We start from the raw sequence: 17,645 nt of genomic DNA on the forward strand, positions 1-17,645 counted from the left end.
GTCGTCCTCTCCACGTACGGTCAGATCCGGCGTCCGGTGGCCCACTTCAGCCACCGGGCGATGGAGCTGACCGGTCCCATGTGGTCGCAGTAGCCGCGCCGGGCGATGTCGTCGATGACGTCCTGCGCGGCGAGCTGGAGCCCGAGGAAGGTGTCCACCCCGGGGAAGTAGCCGCCGTACGCGGCCGCGCCGGTCGCGTAGAGCCGTCCTTCGCCGTTGTCCGCTCCGCGCACGTCGAAGGCTTCGCCGACGTCGAGCCGACCGAGCACGTTGCGTCCGACGCCGGGCTGGCGCAGCAGGTCGCCCAGGACCCGGTGCTCGCTGATGTCGCCGTTGAGGCCGGTGCAGTCGATCACGTAGTCGACGGCGACGTTCGCCAGGCCCTCGGGGCGGCCGATGGTGGCCACCATGCCCGGCCCGTCGAGCCGCAGGTCGGCGATCCGCCCGGAGACCGGCTGGTACCAGCCCTCTTCCCGGGCGGTCCGCTGCCCCTCGCGCCAATGCCGCCGCGACGGCGTCGTCGTCCCGCCGATCTGCTCGTAGATCCGGACCCGGTCGGCGCCCTCCAGCCCGTGCATCCGGGCGCGCAACTGGCCGCCCCACGCGGACTTCGGGTAGTTGAAGCCCTGGAACGCCCAGCCGTCGCGACCGGGCCGCCGCGCCCACGGGTGCGGCCCGTGGTGGCCGGCGTAGAAGGTGCGGAACAGGTGCACGATCCGGGTTTCCGCGCCACCGGCGAGCCGGTCGGTGATCAGCCGGTGCAGGACGGCCGAGGCAACGACCCCGCCGCCGCGCACCAGCACGGTGCCGGGCCGGTGGCGCAGGGCCTGGTACACGTGCTCGTGATCCTCGTAGCCGTTGACCAGGTGGTGGAAGTCGTTCATCCGTTCGCGGAACGCCTGCATGTCGGGCAGGAACCGCAGGCCCGGGTAACCGACGGCCAGGTGCACGTCCCGCGACCGGAAGGCGACGTGCCCCGGCGCCGGGCTCCCGTCGGCGGCGGCCGGGGACAGCAGGCTGAAGTAGCCACCACCGGCGCGGCGGCGGACCACCTGCACCTCGCCGCGCACCAGCATCTCGCCGTACCGGATCCGGTCGGCCTCCCGCGCGATGCCGTCGAGCACCGTGCCGAGCACCGGGGTGTAGAAGTCGGCGAAGTCCGGCTCCAGGAACACCTGCGTCAACGGCTTGAGGCTGCGGGTCCGCCACGCTTCCTGCAGCGCGTAGGACGGGAAGCCCCACAGGTTGTCCGGCCGCGACGCCGAGTCCGACCGGATCCGGCGGGCCCGCGGCAGCTGCGAAACGCGGGTCAGGTACTCGTAGGTCTCCCACGGGTGGGCGAGGTTCGACAGGACGCGGATGTCCTGCGCCGGCACGTCGCCGGCGATCCGCAGGTAGTCGACGGTGACGAAGGAGCCCATTCCCCCGCCGACGCTGACGAAGGGGGCGTCCTGCACCGGGATGCCCGCGCCGGCCACCATTTCGTCGGTCCACATGGCACTCTGGTCCAGCAGGGGCGGGACGGCCCGTGCGGTCGGCAGCTGCGGCGCAGCCACGGCATCGGTCGTGTCAGTCACTTTCACTCACCGGCTCACTGTTCTCGTCGCTCCGGGGAACATTCACTCGCAAGAGTGACGGCGACGCCGTCGGCGCACCGTTCTCCGAGCGTCACACGTCGAGGTCGGCGGCCGGTTCGTCGAGCAGCTGGCCGATGCTGGAAGCGGGTTCGACGCCCAGTTCGTCGCGGAAGATCCGCTGGTAGTCGGCGAAGTAGGAAAGCGCTTCCTGCTGGTTTCCCTGCACCAAGCAGGCCCGGATGAGCGTCTGGTGTGCACTGTCGCGCAGGGAATCCGCCTGCACCAGCGCCAACGCCGTGCAGACGGCCGCGCCGGGCAGGCCCTCGCCGGCCAGGCGGCGGGACAGGGTTTCCAGCGCGGCCAGCCGGAGCTGGTGGTAGCGGGTCTGGTACTCCAGCAGCCATTCGTCGTCGAGGTCGGGCAGGAGGTCGTGGTGGAAGCCGGCGTCGAGGGCTTCGGTGCGCACCGCCGCGGGCAGCGGGCCTTCGGTGGCGAGGATCCGGTTGGCCAGCGCGGTCGTCTCGTCCAGGTCGATGCGCAGCCCGCCGGCGAGCCGCAGGTACGAGCCGCACACGACGATCAGGCCCGGACAGGTTCGTTCCAGCCGGTAGATGACGGTGCGTAGATTGGCGTGGGCGCGCGCGGTGGTGGCGTCGGGCCACAGCAGGTGCGCGATCTGCCGCCGCGCGACCGAGCCGGAGTGGCAGACGAGGACGGCGACGAGCCGCTGCCCGGTCGTGCTCACGTCGACCAGTTCTCCGCGCAGCACGAGCCGGAACCCGCCGAGCAGACTGAGTTCGCCCACCGGAGTGGCCTCTTCGGACGTCCCGATCGGACGCTCGGGTGCGGACGGCCAGACCTGCGCGTCCGGGCGGAAGAGAGCGGACCGGGTGGTGGTGACGTCGACGAGCATGGGATGTCCCCCAAACGCGGGTCGGAGATGGTTTCGTGGAGTACCGAGACGCCACGCCGCGGGACCGTTACATGATCACGGAATTCTCACGATCCGTACACGGATCACCGGGAATTCCGTTGCAACGAGGGGGAAAGACGAAGGATTGTCACGAAAAGTAGTCGTTTGAGAAAGCGTCGGACGGGGTATTCCGTCACTTCGGCTCCGTGCCCCGGGCCGGAACTGTCCTATTCGGCCGGTTCCGGCCGGCCGTTCACACCCACGCGAACCGCTGTCGGACCGTCCGCACACCGATGCCCGGCCGGTTCGTCACCGAACCGGCCGGGCACCTGCGCGTCAGACCAGCGACGCCGTCAACCCGCCGTCGAGGACGTAGTGGCTGCCGGTGATCCAGCTCGCCCGGTCCGAGGCCAGGAACGCCGTCACCTCCGCGATGTCCTGCGGGGTGCCCAGCCGGCCCTGCTTGGCCGCGACGAGGTCGCCGAACGGGACCTGCGTGGCCGCCTCGAAGTCCGGGACCAGGCGTTCGACCATGGCCGTGTCCGCGAAGCCCGGGCAGACCGCGTTGACCCGCACCCCCGTCGGGCGCATCTCCACCGCCGCCACGCGGGTCAGCTGGATCACCGCCGCCTTCGTCGCGCAGTAGGACCCGAGCAGCGGGCTGCCGCCGATCCCGGCGATCGAGGCGATGTTGACGATGTTGCCCTTGGACTCCACCAGGTGCGGGGCCGCCGCCTTCATCGTCACGAACGTGCCGCGGACGTTGACCGCGAAGATCCGGTCGAAGCTCTCCGTCGGCTGCTGCAGCAGCGGGGACGACACCTCGATGCCCGCGTTGTTGACCAGGACGTCCAAGCCGCCGAGGAGGTCGACCGCCTGCTGGATCGCCGACTGGACCTGGGTTTCGTCGGTGACGTCGCAGTTGGCGACCCCCGCGGCGCCGATCTCGCCGGCCGCCTGCTTGGCCGCGAGGGAGTCGAGGTCGCTCACGACGACCCGGGCCCCGCGTTCGGTGAACAGCGCCGCGATCGCCTTGCCGATACCGGCACCGGAGCCGGTGACGAAGACGCGCTTTCCCTCGAGTTCGGACATGCTGATCCCTTTCACATCGCGTCGATCTTGGGGAGGATTTCTTCCTTGAGGCGCTTCAGGTCGTCGAGCGTCTTCGCCACCGGGACGTCCTGGAAGGGCGGCCACAGGAAGGGCATCGTCAGCCCGGCTTCCCGGTAGCGCTTGAGCCGGTCGGTGATCTGCGCCTGCGAGCCCACGAGCAGGTTGGTGCCCTTGCCCAGCGGGCTCTGGTCCATATCCTGGTCGGTGATGACGAACCAGATCATGCTGGCGATCTCGAGGTCGTCGACCGACCGCGGGGTGTCGAGGGCCTCGAGCTCGCGCTGGATCTCGGTGCGCCACCTCGTGATGTCCTCGGGCGAGTCCTGGATGCCGATCCAGCCGGCGAGCCCGTACTTCGCGATGCGCGCGGCCGACCGCTTCGCGTCCTTGAGGCCGCTGAAGAAGATCGGCGGGTGCGGTTTCTGCACCGGCTTGGCGCCGAACCCGCTGCGCTGGAAGTCGGCGAACTCGCCGTGGTACTCGAACAGGTCGTTGGTCCAGATGCCCTGCATGATCTCCAGGGTTTCCCGGACGTGCTTGTGCCGCTTCGGGAAGAGGTGCGACGCGCTCGCGGCGGCGAACTCCTCGGGCATCCAGCCGGAGCCGACGGCGACGTTGAGCCGGCCGCCGCAGAGGTGGTCGATGGTCGCCAGTTCCGCGGCGAGGACGCCGGGCGAGCGGTAGGGCGTGTCGATGATGCTCATCCCGATCCGCACCTTCGACGTCTTCGCCGCGAGCCACGGGATGAGCGGCATGCCCTGGAGGAATTCGCCGCGCGAGCTGACCGGCAGGCCCTTGGGGAAGCCCTCGATCATGCCGAACGCGTACTGCATCTCCTGGGTGTCCGACGTCTCCGGGACGATGATCCGGTCGAGCGTCCAGACGGAGTCGAAGTCGAGGTCCTCGGCCAGCGCGGTGAGGTCCTCGAGCTCCCGCACGGTCACCTTGTCCCGGAAGTTCGGCAGGTAGAGCGCGAGTTTCATGTGTTCTCCTTCAGCGGGTGGCGAGGGTGGTGCGGATGTCGGCCTTGAGCACCTTGCCGACGGTCGAGCGGGGCAGGTCCGGCCAGACTTCGACCTGCTTCGGGGCCTTGACGCTGCCGATGCGGTCCTTGACGAACGCGATCAGCTCCCCGGTGTCCAGTTCGGCACCGGGTCTCAGCTGGACGACGGCGGTGACGCGCTCGCCCCACTTGTCGTCGGGCAGGCCGACCACGGCGCAGTCGCGGACCGCGTCGTGGGCCAGCACCGCCTGCTCGACCTCGGCGGAATAGACGTTGAACCCACCGGTGATGACCATGTCCTTGGCCCGGTCGACGATGTGGAGGAAGCCTTCGCCGTCGAGGAACCCGATGTCGCCGGTGTGGTGCCAGCCGTGGGCCGACGCCTCCGCCGTGGCTTCCGGGTCGCGGTAGTAGCCGGCCATCACCAGCGAGCCGCGCACGCAGATTTCACCGCGTTCCCCCGGCGGGACCGGGTTTCCGTCGCCGTCGAGGATCGCCACGGTGACCAGTGGCGACGGCCGCCCGGCCGAGGACAGCCGTCCGGTGTGGACGGTGCCGTCGGGCCGCCGGTGTTCGGCCGGGGCCATCGTCGAGATCATCATCGGGGCCTCGGACTGGCCGAACAGCTGCGCCATCGGCCCGATCCGGTCGAGCGCTTCGGTGAGCCGGGCCGTCGACATCGGGGCCGCGCCGTACCAGAAGCACTGCAGCGACGAGAGGTCCGTGCGGTCGAGGGCTTCGTGGCCGAGCACCAGGTAGATCAGCGTCGGCGGCAGGAACGTGTGCGTGACGCGGTGGTGTCCGATCAGCTCCAGGAACCGGCCGACGTCGGGCTTCGGCATGATGACGACCTCGCCGCCGCGCGCCAGGACCGGGAAGCACAGGACGCCGGCCGCGTGCGTCAGCGGGGCCAGGGCCAGGTAGACCGGACGGCCCTCGAAGGGGTAGCTCATCAGCGTGATCGCCGACATCACCTCGAGGTTGCGGTCGGTGAGCATGACGCCTTTGGGACGTCCGGTGGTGCCGCCGGTACCCACCAGGGCGACGACGTCGCCGGGCGGGTCGGCCACCGCGGGCGGGTCGTCTTCCGCCCGGCCGAGCCAGTCGTCGAAGCCGGGCGCGAAGGCGTCGCCGTCGCCGAGGCGGACGAGCGTGGTCAGCTTCGGCAGCTGCGGGGCGATCCGGCGGACCAGGTCTTCGAAGGCGGGCTGGAAGACCAGGGTGGCGCAGTCGAACAGGTCCAGGAGCTCGGCGTTCTCGCCGGCGGCGTTGCGCGGGTTGATCGGGCACCACACCGCGCCGGCCCGGGAGATGCCGAAGACGCAGGTGAACGCGGTGGGGTCGTTGGCCGAGAGGATGCCGACCTTGTCCCCCGGGGCGACGCCGGAGCGCCGCAACGCGCGGGCGACCGCTTCGGCGAGCTCGACGACCTCGCCGTAGGACCGGGTGACCCCGTCGAGGGTCAAGCAGGGCGCCCCGGGGTCCAGGGAGGCGCCTTTCTCCAGGTAGAAGAACAGAGACATCGTCGTCCCTCCCGACATCGCCGGCGGCTGGTGAAGACCATGACCGCCATTTGGACGAATGTCAAGATTTTCTTGGACGATTGGTCAGAAAACGGCCGGATGGTATCTTCGGGGTCGTGACCAGCGCAGCCGCCGTGAGGCGCCGGACCCCAGCCGACAAGTTCGAGGACCGCCGCCGGGAGCTGGCCGACGCGGCGCTCCTGGCCCTGGCCGACCTCGGCTACGCCCGCACCAGCCTGCGCACGATCGCGGAGCACACGAAGTTCTCCCACGGCCTGCTGCACTACTACTTCGCCGACAAGGTCGAGCTGATCACCTACTGCGTCCGCCGCTACAAGGCGGCGTGCGTCCAGCGTTACGAGGGCGGCGTCGGCGAGGCGGCCACGGCGGCCGAGCTGGCGGCGGCGTGCGCGGACGGCCTCGCCACCGCGCTCGGCGAGGCGCCCCTGATGCACCGCATGTGGTACGACCTGCGCACGCAGTCGTTGTTCGAGCCGGCCTTCCGCGAGGACGTCGCCGAGATCGACGACAGCCTGCGGGACATGATCTGGCGCAACGTGACCGCGTACGCCGGCCTCGCGGACGCCGAGCCGACGTGCTCGGCGGCGGACGCGTACGCGCTGTTCGACGGGCTGTTCCAGCAGGCCCTGCTGCGCCACCTGGCCGACGAGGAGACCGCGCTCGACGACCTGCGGCGCGGGGTGCGGGAGCTGTTCCCCCGCCTGGTCGGCTGACGCCCACGGGCCGCCGTGCCCGGCACGGCGGCCCGCACCCGGGTCAGGGGATGTGCCACTGCTGGGGCGGCGTGTCCTCGCACGTCCACTGCTGCAGGAGCGTGCCCGGGGTGTTGCTCCAGTCCTTGTCGTCCACGCAGCGCCCGGTCATCAGGTTCTTCACGCGCGACGTCGGGACCGGCGGGGAGAACGGCTGGGTCTCCACCGCCCACAGCTGCATGTAGCCCTGCCGGGCGTCGGCCCAGCAATCCCACTGCTGCAGAAGGACACCCGGCGCGGAATCCCCGCCGGGGACGTCGAGGCACTTGCCGGTTTCCAGGTTGCGGAGCCGGTAGTAGTGCGTCACGCCGATGGTCATCACGTACTCTTCGGTCCAGCGTTGCGGCGCCCCTCCCCAGCAGTACCACTGCTGGATGCGAGCGCCGCTGGCGCGGTCGCCGCCGACCACGTCCATGCACAGGTGGCTGCTGTTGCTGATGAACAGGTAGGGACCGTAGTCGGGCGCCGCGTTCGCCGGCGAGCCGGCGAGCAAGGCGGCGCCGGCCAGGCCGGCCGACACGATCGACGCGGCGATCCGCCGGACGATTCCGTTCATTTCGCTTCCCCTCCCGAGAAAACCCGGGCCCCGGTGGGCCCGGTTCCGGGATTCTGGGCCCGCCGCCCCGGCGGCCGGAAACGCTCGTCTCGGTCAGCGGAACGACCGGGGGTGCGGGAGCCGGTCGGTGATCTCTTGCGACGCCCGCCGGACCAGCTCGGCGAGGCCGCCCGGTGCGGTCCGGCGCACCACGACCGCGCCGACCGAACCGGCGAAGGAGCCGTCCGGGTGCCAGATCGGGGCGGCCACGCAGGAAACGCCGGCCGGGTGCTGCTCGGCCAGCCACGGGCCGCCGACCCTGGCCAGGATCTGCCGGCGCCGCCGCTCCACCGGCAGGCGGTCGCCGGCGGCCCGGCCGGCGAGGAGGACCTTTCCGGCCGCCGTGGCGTCCGGCAGGGTGTCCCCCGGCCGCATCGGCGGGAATTCGACGCTCCCGCACCGGGTTTCGGCGACCACCCGGACCCGGTCTTCGTGCAGCACCGTCACCACGACCGCGGTGCCCGTGAGGGCGGCGAGCACCTGCACCGGCTCCCGGGCCGCGTGCTGCAGCCGGGGATCCGGGTTCCAGGCCGCCCCGAGCCGGGCGAGCGACCGCCCGATGAAGTACCGCTGTTCGTGCCGGTGCACCGCCCCGAGCGAAACGAGCTGTTCGAGCAGCCGGTGCACGGTGGCTTTGGGCAGGCGCACCGCGCGGGCGAGATCGGCCAGCCTGCTGCCGTCGGCGGACCGGGACAACGCCTCCAGCACGCGGAACGCCCCCTCCAGCACGCCCCGCCCCCGGTGTTCTCCGGATTCCATCGATGCCCTCCTCCCCGGACGCCCGGCAGGATGAAGATCGCCGGCGATATCCGGAGGGGACCGGGTTTTCCCCTGATACGAACCCACAGGGACTTCTCAGGAACGCGGCGGCCCGGGCCACCGCCCCGGTCACGCCGTGACGACGATGACGTGCAGGCTCCGCGGCCCGTGCACGCCTTCCACCCGGGTCAGCTCGATGTCGCTGGTGGCGCTCGGCCCGCTGATCCAGGTCTGCGGGCGCGCCGGGTCCAGCGCGGCCACCGCCTCCGGCACCCCCGGCACGATCTGCTCCGCCCGGAGCACGCACACGTGCACGTCCGGCAGCAGGCTGAGCGCCCGCCGGCCCTGCCCCGGCCCGTGGTCGAGGACGATCGTGCCGGTGGTCGCGATGCCCAGCGCCGCCGTGGTGACGACGGCGTCGAACCCGGCCGGCCCGGCGGTGCTCGCCACCGGCGGCGACCCCTCGATGCCAACCGGGAACCCCTCCGGTACCAGCACTTTCCGCGCCGGTCCCAGCGCCGCGCGGAGCGCGTCCGGCAGCTCGGCGGCGGTGCACCGGGTGAGGGTGGCCCGGTAGTCGGCCACGCGCTCGGCGAACAACGCGACGTCCGCGACGGCCGAGCGATATCCGCGGGGTACCACGGCTTCCGTGCGGTCGGCGTCCCGCAGTGCGCCACGGACGGCCGCGAGGATCCCTTCCCGCGCGCTCATCGCTTTCGCCACCAGGACCGGAAGGACTCGGGCGGCGGCGCGGGCAGGTCGCGGCTGGTCGTCCACAGTGAACCCGGCCACGGCAGGCGGGACAGGGCCCGGCGGCCGCCCGGGACCAGCCGCCGGCCGAAGCGGGTCAAGGCCCGGTTCGCGACCCCCAGGCCGCGTTCAGCCGCGCCGAGCCGGCGGGCGTCCGACAGCACCCAGGACGCCGTTTTCATCGCCACCGCCTCGGGTTTCGGGGGCCCGCCGCGGTGTGCGTCGACCACCCGGGACCGCAGGTGCACCAGGACTTCCGGGATGTCGATGCGCACCGGGCAGGCCTCGAAACAGGCGCCGCACAGGCTGGACGCGTACGGCAGCGAGTCGGTCTGCTCGTCCACACCGACCCCCTTGAGCAGCGGGTTGAGGATCGCGCCGATCGGGCCGGAGTAGACCGACCCGTAGGCGTGCCCGCCGGTCCGTTCGTAGACCGGGCAGACGTTCAGGCACGCCGAGCAGCGGATGCAGCGCAGCGCCTGCCGGCCGGCTTCGTCGGCGAGCGCGCGAGTGCGGCCGTTGTCCAGCAGCACCACATGCAGCTCCTGCGGCCCGTCGCCCGGTGTCACCCCGGACCACGTCGAGGTGTACGGGTTCATCCGCTCCCCCGTGCTCGACCGCGGCAGCAGTTGCAGGAACACGTCGAGGTCGGCCCACGTCGGAACCACCTTTTCCAGGCCCCATCAAGGAAACCAGCACGTCGGGCAGGGTCAGGCACATCCGGCCGTTGCCCTCGGATTCGACGACGACCAGGGTGCCGCTCTCGGCGACGGCGAAGTTCGCGCCGGAGACGGCCACCTTCGCGCGCAGGAACTTCTCGCGCAGGTGCAGCCGGGCCGCGTCGGCCAGCTCGGCCGGGTCGTCGGTCAGGCCCTCGGGCGCCGGACGGCCCGCCGCGGCCATCTCGCGGCGGAAGATCTCCCGGATCTCCGCGCGGTTGCGGTGGATCGCCGGCACCAGGAGGTGGCTGGGCAGGTCGTCGCCGAGCTGCACGATGAGCTCGGCGAGGTCGGTTTCCCAGGCGGTGACACCGTGCTCGGCGAGCACCTCGTTGAGGCCGATTTCCTGGGTCGCCATCGACTTGACCTTGACGACCTCGTCGACGCCGTGGTCCCGCGCGATGCCGGCGACGACCTCGCAGGCCTCCCGCGCGTCGCGTGCCCAGTGCACGGTCACGCCCCGCGCCTGCAACGCCGCTTCGAGGGTCAGGAGGTGCTCGTCGAGGCGGCGCAGGGTGTTGTCCTTGATGGCCGCGCCCGCCAGCCGCAGTTCCTCCCACTCGGCCACCTCGCCGACGACGGCCGCACGCTTGGCGCGGATGGTGCCGGTGGCGTGGGCGAGGTTGCGCCGCAGCTGCGTGTCGGCGAGCGCTTCCCGGGCCGCCGCCGGGAAGGCGGGCATGCCGACGAACGTGGCGCTCACGCCTCCTCCTCGGTCGAGGCGAGCACGTCGGCCAGGTGCAGCACGCGGACGCCGGACCGCTGCCGGGACAGCAGGCCGCCGACGTGCAGCAGGCACGAGTTGTCGCCCGCCACCAGCACCTCGGCTCCGGTGGCGCGGACGTGCCGGGCCTTGTCCGCGCCCATGGCGGTGGACGTCTCGGCGTTCTTGACGGCGAAGGTGCCGCCGAACCCGCAGCACTCCCCGGCGGCGGGCAGCTCGGCGAGGTCGAGGCCGCGCACCGCCCGCAGCAGCCGCAGCGGCTTGTCGCCGACGCCGAGCATGCGCAGCGAATGGCAGGTCGGGTGGTAGGTGACGCGGTGCGGGAAGTACGCGCCGACGTCGGTCACGCCGAGGACGTCGACGAGGAATTCGCTCAGCTCGTGGACCTTCGGCCCGGTCTCGGCCAGCCGCGGCTCCCCCGCGCGCCGGGCGACCAGGCCGTGCTGGTGCCGAGCCGACCCCGCGCACGAACCCGAGGGCGTGACGACGTGGTCGTACCCGGCGAACGCGTCGGTGAACGCGCGGACCACCGGCACGGCCTCGTCGAGGTAGCCGGTGTTGACCATCGGCTGGCCGCAGCAGGTCTGCGCCGGCGGGAAGTCCGCGTCGACGCCGAGGCGGCGCAACAGCCGGAACACCGCCTTGCCGGTGTCGGGGAACAGCGCGTCGTTGATGCAGGTGACCAGCACGGCGACCTTCATCCGCTCACCCGCATCGCGCACCTCCGAATTGAAAGGTTTCAAAGTTCTGGTCGTTGACGCTACTACGACCCATTGTTACGTTTCAAGTGCCCGCGCACGGTGATCCACAGTGACGACGCTGCCGTTCCCGGGGTCCCCACTGCGCCACTTGGGGAGACCCCGTTCCACGATGGGGATTTCGCCACCACGGACCGTGACCGGAGTGGACAGAGGCCCCCGCTCGGGGCGTCCGGCCGTGCCGATGCACGCCCATTCGCAGGCCCGTAATCGTTGAGGGACAACAAAATCTCGTTCATCCGTCAGGTGACGGATGTCTGGAATGCGCGCAGCACGAAACATTGCTCTACGGAGTTTGCCGCTCCGGCCTCGACACCCGAGGAGGAGCGATGTCGCGTGCTACCACCACGGTCTCCACTCTGGTCATCTTCGTTCTCGCACTCAACCTGCGGCCGGCCGTTACGAGTCTCGGCGCGGCGTTGCCGGACATCTCCGTCGCCGGCGGCCTGGTCGCCGCGGTGCTCGTCGCGTTGCCGCTGTGGGCGATCGGCCTCGGCGGCTGGGCGACGCCGTGGCTGTGCAGCCGGGTGGGGACGCACCGGACCGTCACCGTGGCCCTCGTCGGGCTGATCCTGTCGCTGGCCGGGCGGGTCCTGGGGGGTTCGGTGGAACTGCTGATCGGGACGGCGCTCGCGTGCCTGTCCATCGCCGTGCTCGGCACCATGCTGCCGTTGCTGGCGCAGGGATCCGCCGCGTTCACGTTCGGGCTGGGGGTGGGCAGCACGGCCGGCGCGCTGGTCACGCCCACCGCGGTCATGTCGTCGTCGTGGCGGTTCGCGCTCGGCGTGTGGGCGGCCTCGGCGCTGGTGGCCCAGCAGGTCTGGCAGCGCACGCCCGGCGAGTTCGCGCCGCCGCGGAGCGCACCGGGCGCCGTCCGGGCGTCGGCGTTGACCCTCCACTTCGGACTGATCTCGACGGTGACGTTCCTGGTCATGGGCTGGCTGCCCGGCATCCTGCGCAGCGCCGGCGTCCCCTCGGCGACGGCGGGTGCGTGCCTCGCGCTGTCGATGGCGATGGGGTTGCCGATGATGTGGCTGGTGCCGGGCTGGACGCGCCGCTGGCGCAACCAGACCCTGCTGGTGGTCGTCCTGGCCACGCCGAACGTCATCGGCGTCACAGGGCTGCTCCTGGCGCCCGCGGCGGCCCCCTGGCTGTGGGCCGCGGCGACCGGAACGGGCATGGGCGCGCTCGCGTTCGCGCTGACGACCATTTCGCTGCGCAGCAAGGACAGCTCGGTGGCGCTGTCCGCGGTGGTCCAGGGGGTGGGGTACGTCATCGCGGGCTTCGGGGTGCTGGTCTGCGGCTGGCTGCACACGGGAACGGGCACCTGGCGGACACCGCTGATGCTGGTCCTGGCGGTGTTGCTCGGCCAGATGGTCAGCGGGCACATCGCGGTGTTCCGCCGAACCCCGGCGCCGGCACCGGAGCCGGCCCCCCAGCCGGAGCCGGCGCCCGAGCCGAAGCCGGCGCCCGAGCCGGAGCCCGCGGCCACCCCGCCGCGCGTCGTGCATCCGCAGGACGACACTCCGGAGGTCGCTGCTTGATCTCGCCGCGCAGGGACGCGCTGCCCCGGGGCTGCGGGGCAGCGTGCCCGCGCGGGTTCCGGTCGGTTGCGCGGGTAGCGGAAGGATCGGCCCGCGCACCGGCAAGGGTGGCCCGCGCACCCGACTGTCGGCCGGCGCACCTGGAAGGTCGGCCCACCTGCCGGGAGGGTCGGCCCGCACACCCGCAGGGTCGGCCCGCACACCCGCAAGGTCGGCCCGCGGGGCCGGGGCGTGGCTCAGCCGGAAGCGGTCTGGTGGCGGGCCGCTTCGCGGGCGATGTCGATGCGCGAATGCACCCCCAGCTTGGTGAGGATGTGCGAGACGTGCGTGCCCACCGTGCGCGGCGACAGGTAGAGCCGGGCCGCGATCTGCGGGTTCGACAGGCCCTCCACCACCAGCGCCGCGATCCGGCCCTCCGTCGGGGTCAAGCTGTCCCAGCCGTGGGTGGCCTCACGATGTTTCACCTTCGGCCCGCGGCGGATGCCCAGGGCCCGGAACAGGGCGCGCAGCCTGGCCACGTCCCACTGGGCGTCCAGCTCCGCGTACAGGTCGATGGCGCGGATGAACGCCGCCCGCGCCGAACCGCGGTCTTCCGGCCGGGCTTCGGCGAAGGCCAGTGCGGCCGCCTCCAAGGCTTTGGCCTGGGACAGCGGGCGGCCCGCGTCCGCGTAGCCGTCGGCGGCTCGCAGCAACGTCGTCCCGTCGCGCTCGAGCAGGCCGCGGCAGTACAGGGCCAGCGCGCGGCGGTGCGGGACCGCCGAGTCGGCGGCGATGCCGCGGGCCCGGGCCTCGATCTCCGCCGCGGTCCGGACGTCGCCGATCGTCATCGCCAGGCGGGCGGCGTCGCCGAGGCGCTCCTCCCCCGCGTCTTCGCCGGCCGGTACCGCCGTCAGCACGGCGAGCGCCCGGTCCGGCGCGCCCGCGTGCTCGAAGGCGAGGCTGCGGGCGCGGACCAGGGATTCCACCACCTCGTCGCCGACGCGTTCGGAGTGCAGCGCCGCGACGTCGAGGTGGCGGCGGGCCGCGGCCGACTCGTCGCGGTGGAAGTGGATGATCGCGGCGACGCCGTGGTCGCAGCACACCACGCCCGGGTCCTTGTGGTCGTCCGGCACGACGTCCACCTCGGCCAGCGCGTCGTCCCACCGGCCGGCGCCCAGCATCAGCTGCCCGATCGCGCTCTGGACCTGGGTCAGCCGCGCCTCGCTGCCGGTGCGCTCGGCCAGGTCGCGCGCCTGCCCGGCCGCGGTGAGCGCATCGGCGTAGCGGTCGAGCGCGCCGTAGGTGACCGACTGGTTGATGCGCAGCAGCAGGGTGAGTTCGATCAGCGTGGGGTCGCCCCGCACGACGGCGATCGCGCGCTCGAACAGCGGCAGCGCGGCGGCCCACTCGCCGCGGGCCATCGCGCACTGGCTCAGCACGTGCAACGACCACCCCGTCGCCCAGCGGTCTTCGGCCGCGCCGAGCTCCGCCAAGGCCGCGGAGGCGGCCCGGCCGGCAGCGTCGATCTCGCCTTGGACGCGCCGGATCCGCGCGATGAGCACCAGCAACCGCGCCCGGTGCCGGGCCTGCAGCCCCGGCTGGTTCAGCGCCTCGTTGAGCGCGGGCAGGGACTCGGCGGCGCGGCCGGCCGTCCCGCGGCTCTGCACCACTGTCGTGTGCAGGTCGACGCGCACGTCGGGGTCGCGGACGCGATCCAAGGCACGGCAGGCGATCCGCTCGGCCTGGGCCACGTTGCCGACCCGGTAATAGGCGTCGGCCAGCCGGCAGGCCAGCGCGCCGGTGACCGCGTCGTCGAGGGGCGCGTCCCGCACCGCCCGTCTCAGCAGCGCGACGGCGACCACCGGCGCCTGGCCGATCAACGGCATGGCCACCTTCAGCAGCCACCGCACGGCCCAGTCCGGGACCGGCACGCGAGTGTCCGTTGTGGACACCATGGGCAGCAGCTGCCGCGCCACCCGCTCGACCGGGGCGCTCGCCTCGGCCAGCGCCCACGCGGCGGACTGGTGCCAGGCGACGCGGACCGCCGTCGGCATCTCGTCGTACAACGCCGTGCGGATCAGCGGGTGCCGGAACTCCAGGTCGTCGCCCGCCGCCACCAGGACGCCGGCGGCGCGGGCCTCGTCGAGGGCGGGCAGCAGCTCGGCGAGCGAGGAGTTCGTCACGGTCATCAGGTCCGCGACCGAGAAGCCGACACCGAGCAGCGCCGCCGTCCGCAGCACTTCCCGCGCCGGTTCGGTGAGGAAGCCCAGCCGGTCCGCGATCGCCTCCGGCAGCGAGTCCGGCGTGGCCGCGCCGGTCAGCTCCGCGATCCCCGCGTGATCCACCTCCAGGCAGGAACTCCTGGTCAGCGCGTCGACGAGTTCGGTGAGGTACAACGGATTCCCGGCGGCCCCGGCGGCCAGTTCCTCCAGCCGGGCCCCCGGTTTGCCGCCGGCCAGCGCGGCGACCAGCTCGAGCACGGCCGGTTCCGCGAGCCGGGTCAGCCGCAGCCGCTCGGCCGGGCGGACGATCCGGAAGAGCGAGCGCAGGTCGTCGCGGCGCGGCACCGGCCGCAGCACGCCGATCAGCAGCAGCGGGAGCTGCCGGACCAGGCGGGCGAGCCGGCTCCACACCGCCACCGTCGTGCTGTCCGCCCACTGCAGCTCGTCGACGACCAGCACGGCCGGGCCGTCCTGGCACAGCTGGTCCACCAGCGCGATCAGCTGCTCGGCGGCCGCGGCGGCGAGGTCGGCGCCCTTGCCGGCGACGGCGCCGCCGCCCAGCAGCTCGTAAACGGCGTCACGACGGGGATCCCGCGTGGCCGGGGTGATCTCCAGTGCGTCCAGCAGCGGCAGCAGCGGCAGGGCCTGCCCGAGCTCGTCGCCGGCGCCCCAGTACACCTGGCAGCCCGCGTCGGAGGCCGCCACACAGGCGGACCGGACCAGCGCGGACTTGCCGATCCCCGGCTCGCCGTCGACCAGCACGGCACGCCCGCGACCCGCGGCGACGTCCCGGATCCACGCGACCAGCCGGGACAGCTCGCTGTCCCGGCCGACCAGTAGCTCCGTACCGTCCGTAAGCGGTCGCACACGGGGGATTTTAGAAGTAAAACCTGTTCCCCAACAAGAGGACCACTTGGCCGGTCCGGAACGCCGGCCGGTCGTCCGGCGTTCCCGGGGAGTAAACCTCCCATTCGGCAAATGCGCCGATTCGTGATCCGGGCGTGATTCACCCGGCCGGGCGCGCCGGATCTTCTGCCCCGTAACCGCAGGTCACAGCCGGTGCGAGTGGTCCGGACAAGCCGCGGGGCGGCCCGGCGCGCGGCCGACGAATCCCTTGTGTCGCAGGCCGTTGACAACGCTTCCTCGGACAGGTGAACTTCGCCCGCGCCGGCCGGCCGCCGCCGGCGAGGCGGCGGCATCGACGATTTCGACACCTTCGCGGCTATTACCTGCGTTGGCAGACAACGGCGGGAAAACCCGCCGCCGAGTTCGATTTCGGCGCGGCAACTACACCGGGTTCGCGGTCCCGGGATATGGCAGTCGATCTGTTGTTTCCGCTTTGCCGGTGCCCCTCCGGCCACGTTTTTCGCACCCCGTCCGCGCCTGCGTCGAGTCTCGCGGCGAGCGCTCGGTGACCGCGGGGAGCGCAAGATCGTCGATCTAGTATTCGTGCCGCCATTGTGGTGAATTCGCGGATCCGGCGGCATCACGCATTGTCAAGGGCTGCCGGGGTCCCTACAGTTGCCCGCCTGACGCCGGGGAGTGAATCACGGACCTTCCTTGGAGCCGGTACATCAACTGTCATCTCCTTCGAGGAGCAGACCTTGTTCGGAATAGTCAGGACCAATGCCCGTTTTCGTGCCGCACTCGTTCTCGCGGTCGTCACGGTCGTAACCGGTTGCGGCGCGCTCGGCGCGACCGGCTCGAGCACCTCGTCGAGCGGCAGCGGGCTGGAGAAGTCGGCGCTAAAGGTATCGATCCTGCCCACCACCGACCTCGCACCGTTCTGGCTGGCCCAGGACGAGGGCTACTTCCAGGCCGAGGGACTCTCCGTCGAGTCCGTCATCGCCGCCAGCGGCCAGGCCTCGTTGTCGAAGTCGATCTCGGGCGACGTCGACATCGCGTTCTCGACCTACCCGCCGTTCTTCACCGCCCGCAGCACCGGCGCCGCCGACATGCAGCTGGTCGCCGACGCGACGTCGGTCAACGCGAAGTCCAACGCGATCGTCACGGTCCCGAATTCGCCGGTGAAAACAATCACCGACCTGGCCACCGCGAAGATCGCCATCACGGCCAAGAACACCGCGTCGGATCTTCTCACCCGTTCGATCATGCAAGATCACAACGTCGATTTCAGCAAGGTGAAATGGGTGCTCATCCCGCTGCCCAACATCGCCGCGGCGCTGCAGCAGGGCCAGGCCGACGCCGCGTACCTGCCGGAGCCCTACATCACGCAGGCCGCCAAGACGGCCGGCGCGATCCCGGTGATCGACATCAACAGCGGCGCGACCCAGGACTTCCCGCTGACCGGCTACGGTGCGACGCGGAAGTGGGTGAAGGAGAACCCGAAGACCCTGGCCGCGTTCCAGCGGGCCATGCAGAAGGCGACGCACGACGCCCTGTTCGACCGCGCCAAGGTCGAGCCGCTGCTGGTGCGGTTCGCCAAGATCGACGAGGACACCGCCAAGCTGCTCACCCTGCCGGGCTACGGCGCGGTCCTGGATTCCCGCCGCCTGCAACGGGTTCCCGACCTGCTGCTGCAGCTCGGCGCGATCCCGTCGCCGATCGACGTCAACTCGATGATCGGCCCGCAGGCCGGCAGATAACCGCCGCCCCCGGTCGTGGGGGGGGGGGGGGGGGTGGTGGGGGGCGGAGCACAAACAACAAACACCGCCCCCAGGGGCGAACGGCGG

13 protein-coding genes and 1 pseudogene are annotated in these 17,645 nt (G+C 71.8%); 3 read left to right on the plus strand and 11 right to left on the minus strand.

What is annotated here, in order from left to right; genetic code table 11:
• Positions 1–20: 20 nt before the first annotated feature.
• From ACWEF6_RS28695 to ACWEF6_RS28715, 5 genes are all read right to left on the minus strand, one after another.
• Positions 21–1,577 (minus strand): hypothetical protein, encoded by a 1,557-nt coding sequence (locus ACWEF6_RS28695; protein WP_449685781.1) that lies wholly within the window; start codon positions 1,575–1,577, stop codon positions 21–23.
• Between the two features lie 91 nt (positions 1,578–1,668).
• A complete protein-coding gene (locus tag ACWEF6_RS28700) occupies positions 1,669–2,490 on the minus strand; it encodes an AfsR/SARP family transcriptional regulator (protein ID WP_449685782.1) in 822 nt (273 codons plus the stop codon).
• Between the two features lie 336 nt (positions 2,491–2,826).
• Positions 2,827–3,582 (minus strand): SDR family NAD(P)-dependent oxidoreductase, encoded by a 756-nt coding sequence (locus ACWEF6_RS28705; RefSeq protein ID WP_449685783.1) that lies wholly within the window; start codon positions 3,580–3,582, stop codon positions 2,827–2,829.
• An 11-nt stretch (positions 3,583–3,593) separates the two neighbouring features.
• Positions 3,594–4,586 carry an LLM class flavin-dependent oxidoreductase gene (locus ACWEF6_RS28710; RefSeq protein ID WP_449685784.1) on the minus strand — a complete coding sequence of 331 codons (993 nt, stop codon included), beginning with the start codon at positions 4,584–4,586 and terminating at the stop codon, positions 3,594–3,596.
• A 10-nt stretch (positions 4,587–4,596) separates the two neighbouring features.
• On the minus strand, positions 4,597–6,129 hold the full coding sequence (locus ACWEF6_RS28715; RefSeq protein WP_449685785.1) for an acyl-CoA synthetase: 1,533 nt from the start codon (positions 6,127–6,129) through the stop codon (positions 4,597–4,599).
• Positions 6,130–6,245: 116 nt separating this feature from the next.
• Between ACWEF6_RS28715 and ACWEF6_RS28720 the strand changes: the two genes are divergently transcribed.
• Positions 6,246–6,863, plus strand: coding sequence for a TetR family transcriptional regulator (locus ACWEF6_RS28720; RefSeq protein ID WP_449685786.1), 618 nt, complete (start codon positions 6,246–6,248; stop codon positions 6,861–6,863).
• 43 nt (positions 6,864–6,906) lie between these two features.
• Here the strand turns inward: ACWEF6_RS28720 and ACWEF6_RS28725 are convergent, their stop codons facing one another.
• The 5 genes and pseudogenes from ACWEF6_RS28725 to ACWEF6_RS28745 form a co-directional block, all read right to left on the minus strand.
• Positions 6,907–7,458, minus strand: a complete 552-nt coding sequence (locus tag ACWEF6_RS28725) for an RICIN domain-containing protein (RefSeq protein WP_449685787.1) — start codon at positions 7,456–7,458, stop codon at positions 6,907–6,909.
• Between the two features lie 93 nt (positions 7,459–7,551).
• A complete protein-coding gene (locus ACWEF6_RS28730; RefSeq protein WP_449685788.1) occupies positions 7,552–8,256 on the minus strand; it encodes an IclR family transcriptional regulator in 705 nt (234 codons plus the stop codon).
• A gap of 129 nt (positions 8,257–8,385) precedes the next feature.
• Complete coding sequence (locus ACWEF6_RS28735; RefSeq protein ID WP_449685789.1) at positions 8,386–8,967, minus strand: LutC/YkgG family protein; 582 nt, start codon at positions 8,965–8,967, stop codon at positions 8,386–8,388.
• Positions 8,964–10,407 (minus strand): annotated as a pseudogene (locus ACWEF6_RS28740) (lactate utilization protein B). The gene ACWEF6_RS28735 and the pseudogene ACWEF6_RS28740 overlap by 4 nt, the downstream one beginning before the upstream one ends.
• A 17-nt stretch (positions 10,408–10,424) precedes the next feature.
• Positions 10,425–11,150, minus strand: coding sequence for a (Fe-S)-binding protein (locus ACWEF6_RS28745; RefSeq protein ID WP_449685793.1), 726 nt, complete (start codon positions 11,148–11,150; stop codon positions 10,425–10,427).
• 386 nt (positions 11,151–11,536) lie between these two features.
• On the opposite strand from ACWEF6_RS28745, the gene ACWEF6_RS28750 reads away from it, so the two are divergent.
• On the plus strand, positions 11,537–12,751 hold the full coding sequence (locus tag ACWEF6_RS28750; protein WP_449685790.1) for an MFS transporter: 1,215 nt from the start codon (positions 11,537–11,539) through the stop codon (positions 12,749–12,751).
• Between the two features lie 236 nt (positions 12,752–12,987).
• On the opposite strand, the gene ACWEF6_RS28755 is transcribed toward ACWEF6_RS28750, so the two are convergent.
• On the minus strand, positions 12,988–15,819 hold the full coding sequence (locus ACWEF6_RS28755; protein WP_449685791.1) for a helix-turn-helix transcriptional regulator: 2,832 nt from the start codon (positions 15,817–15,819) through the stop codon (positions 12,988–12,990).
• Positions 15,820–16,556: 737 nt separating this feature from the next.
• Between ACWEF6_RS28755 and ACWEF6_RS28760 the strand changes: the two genes are divergently transcribed.
• Positions 16,557–17,558, plus strand: a complete 1,002-nt coding sequence (locus tag ACWEF6_RS28760) for an ABC transporter substrate-binding protein (RefSeq protein ID WP_449685794.1) — start codon at positions 16,557–16,559, stop codon at positions 17,556–17,558.
• The last annotated feature ends 87 nt before the right edge of the window (positions 17,559–17,645 follow it).

The organism is Amycolatopsis sp. NPDC004772, from assembly GCF_053601215.1.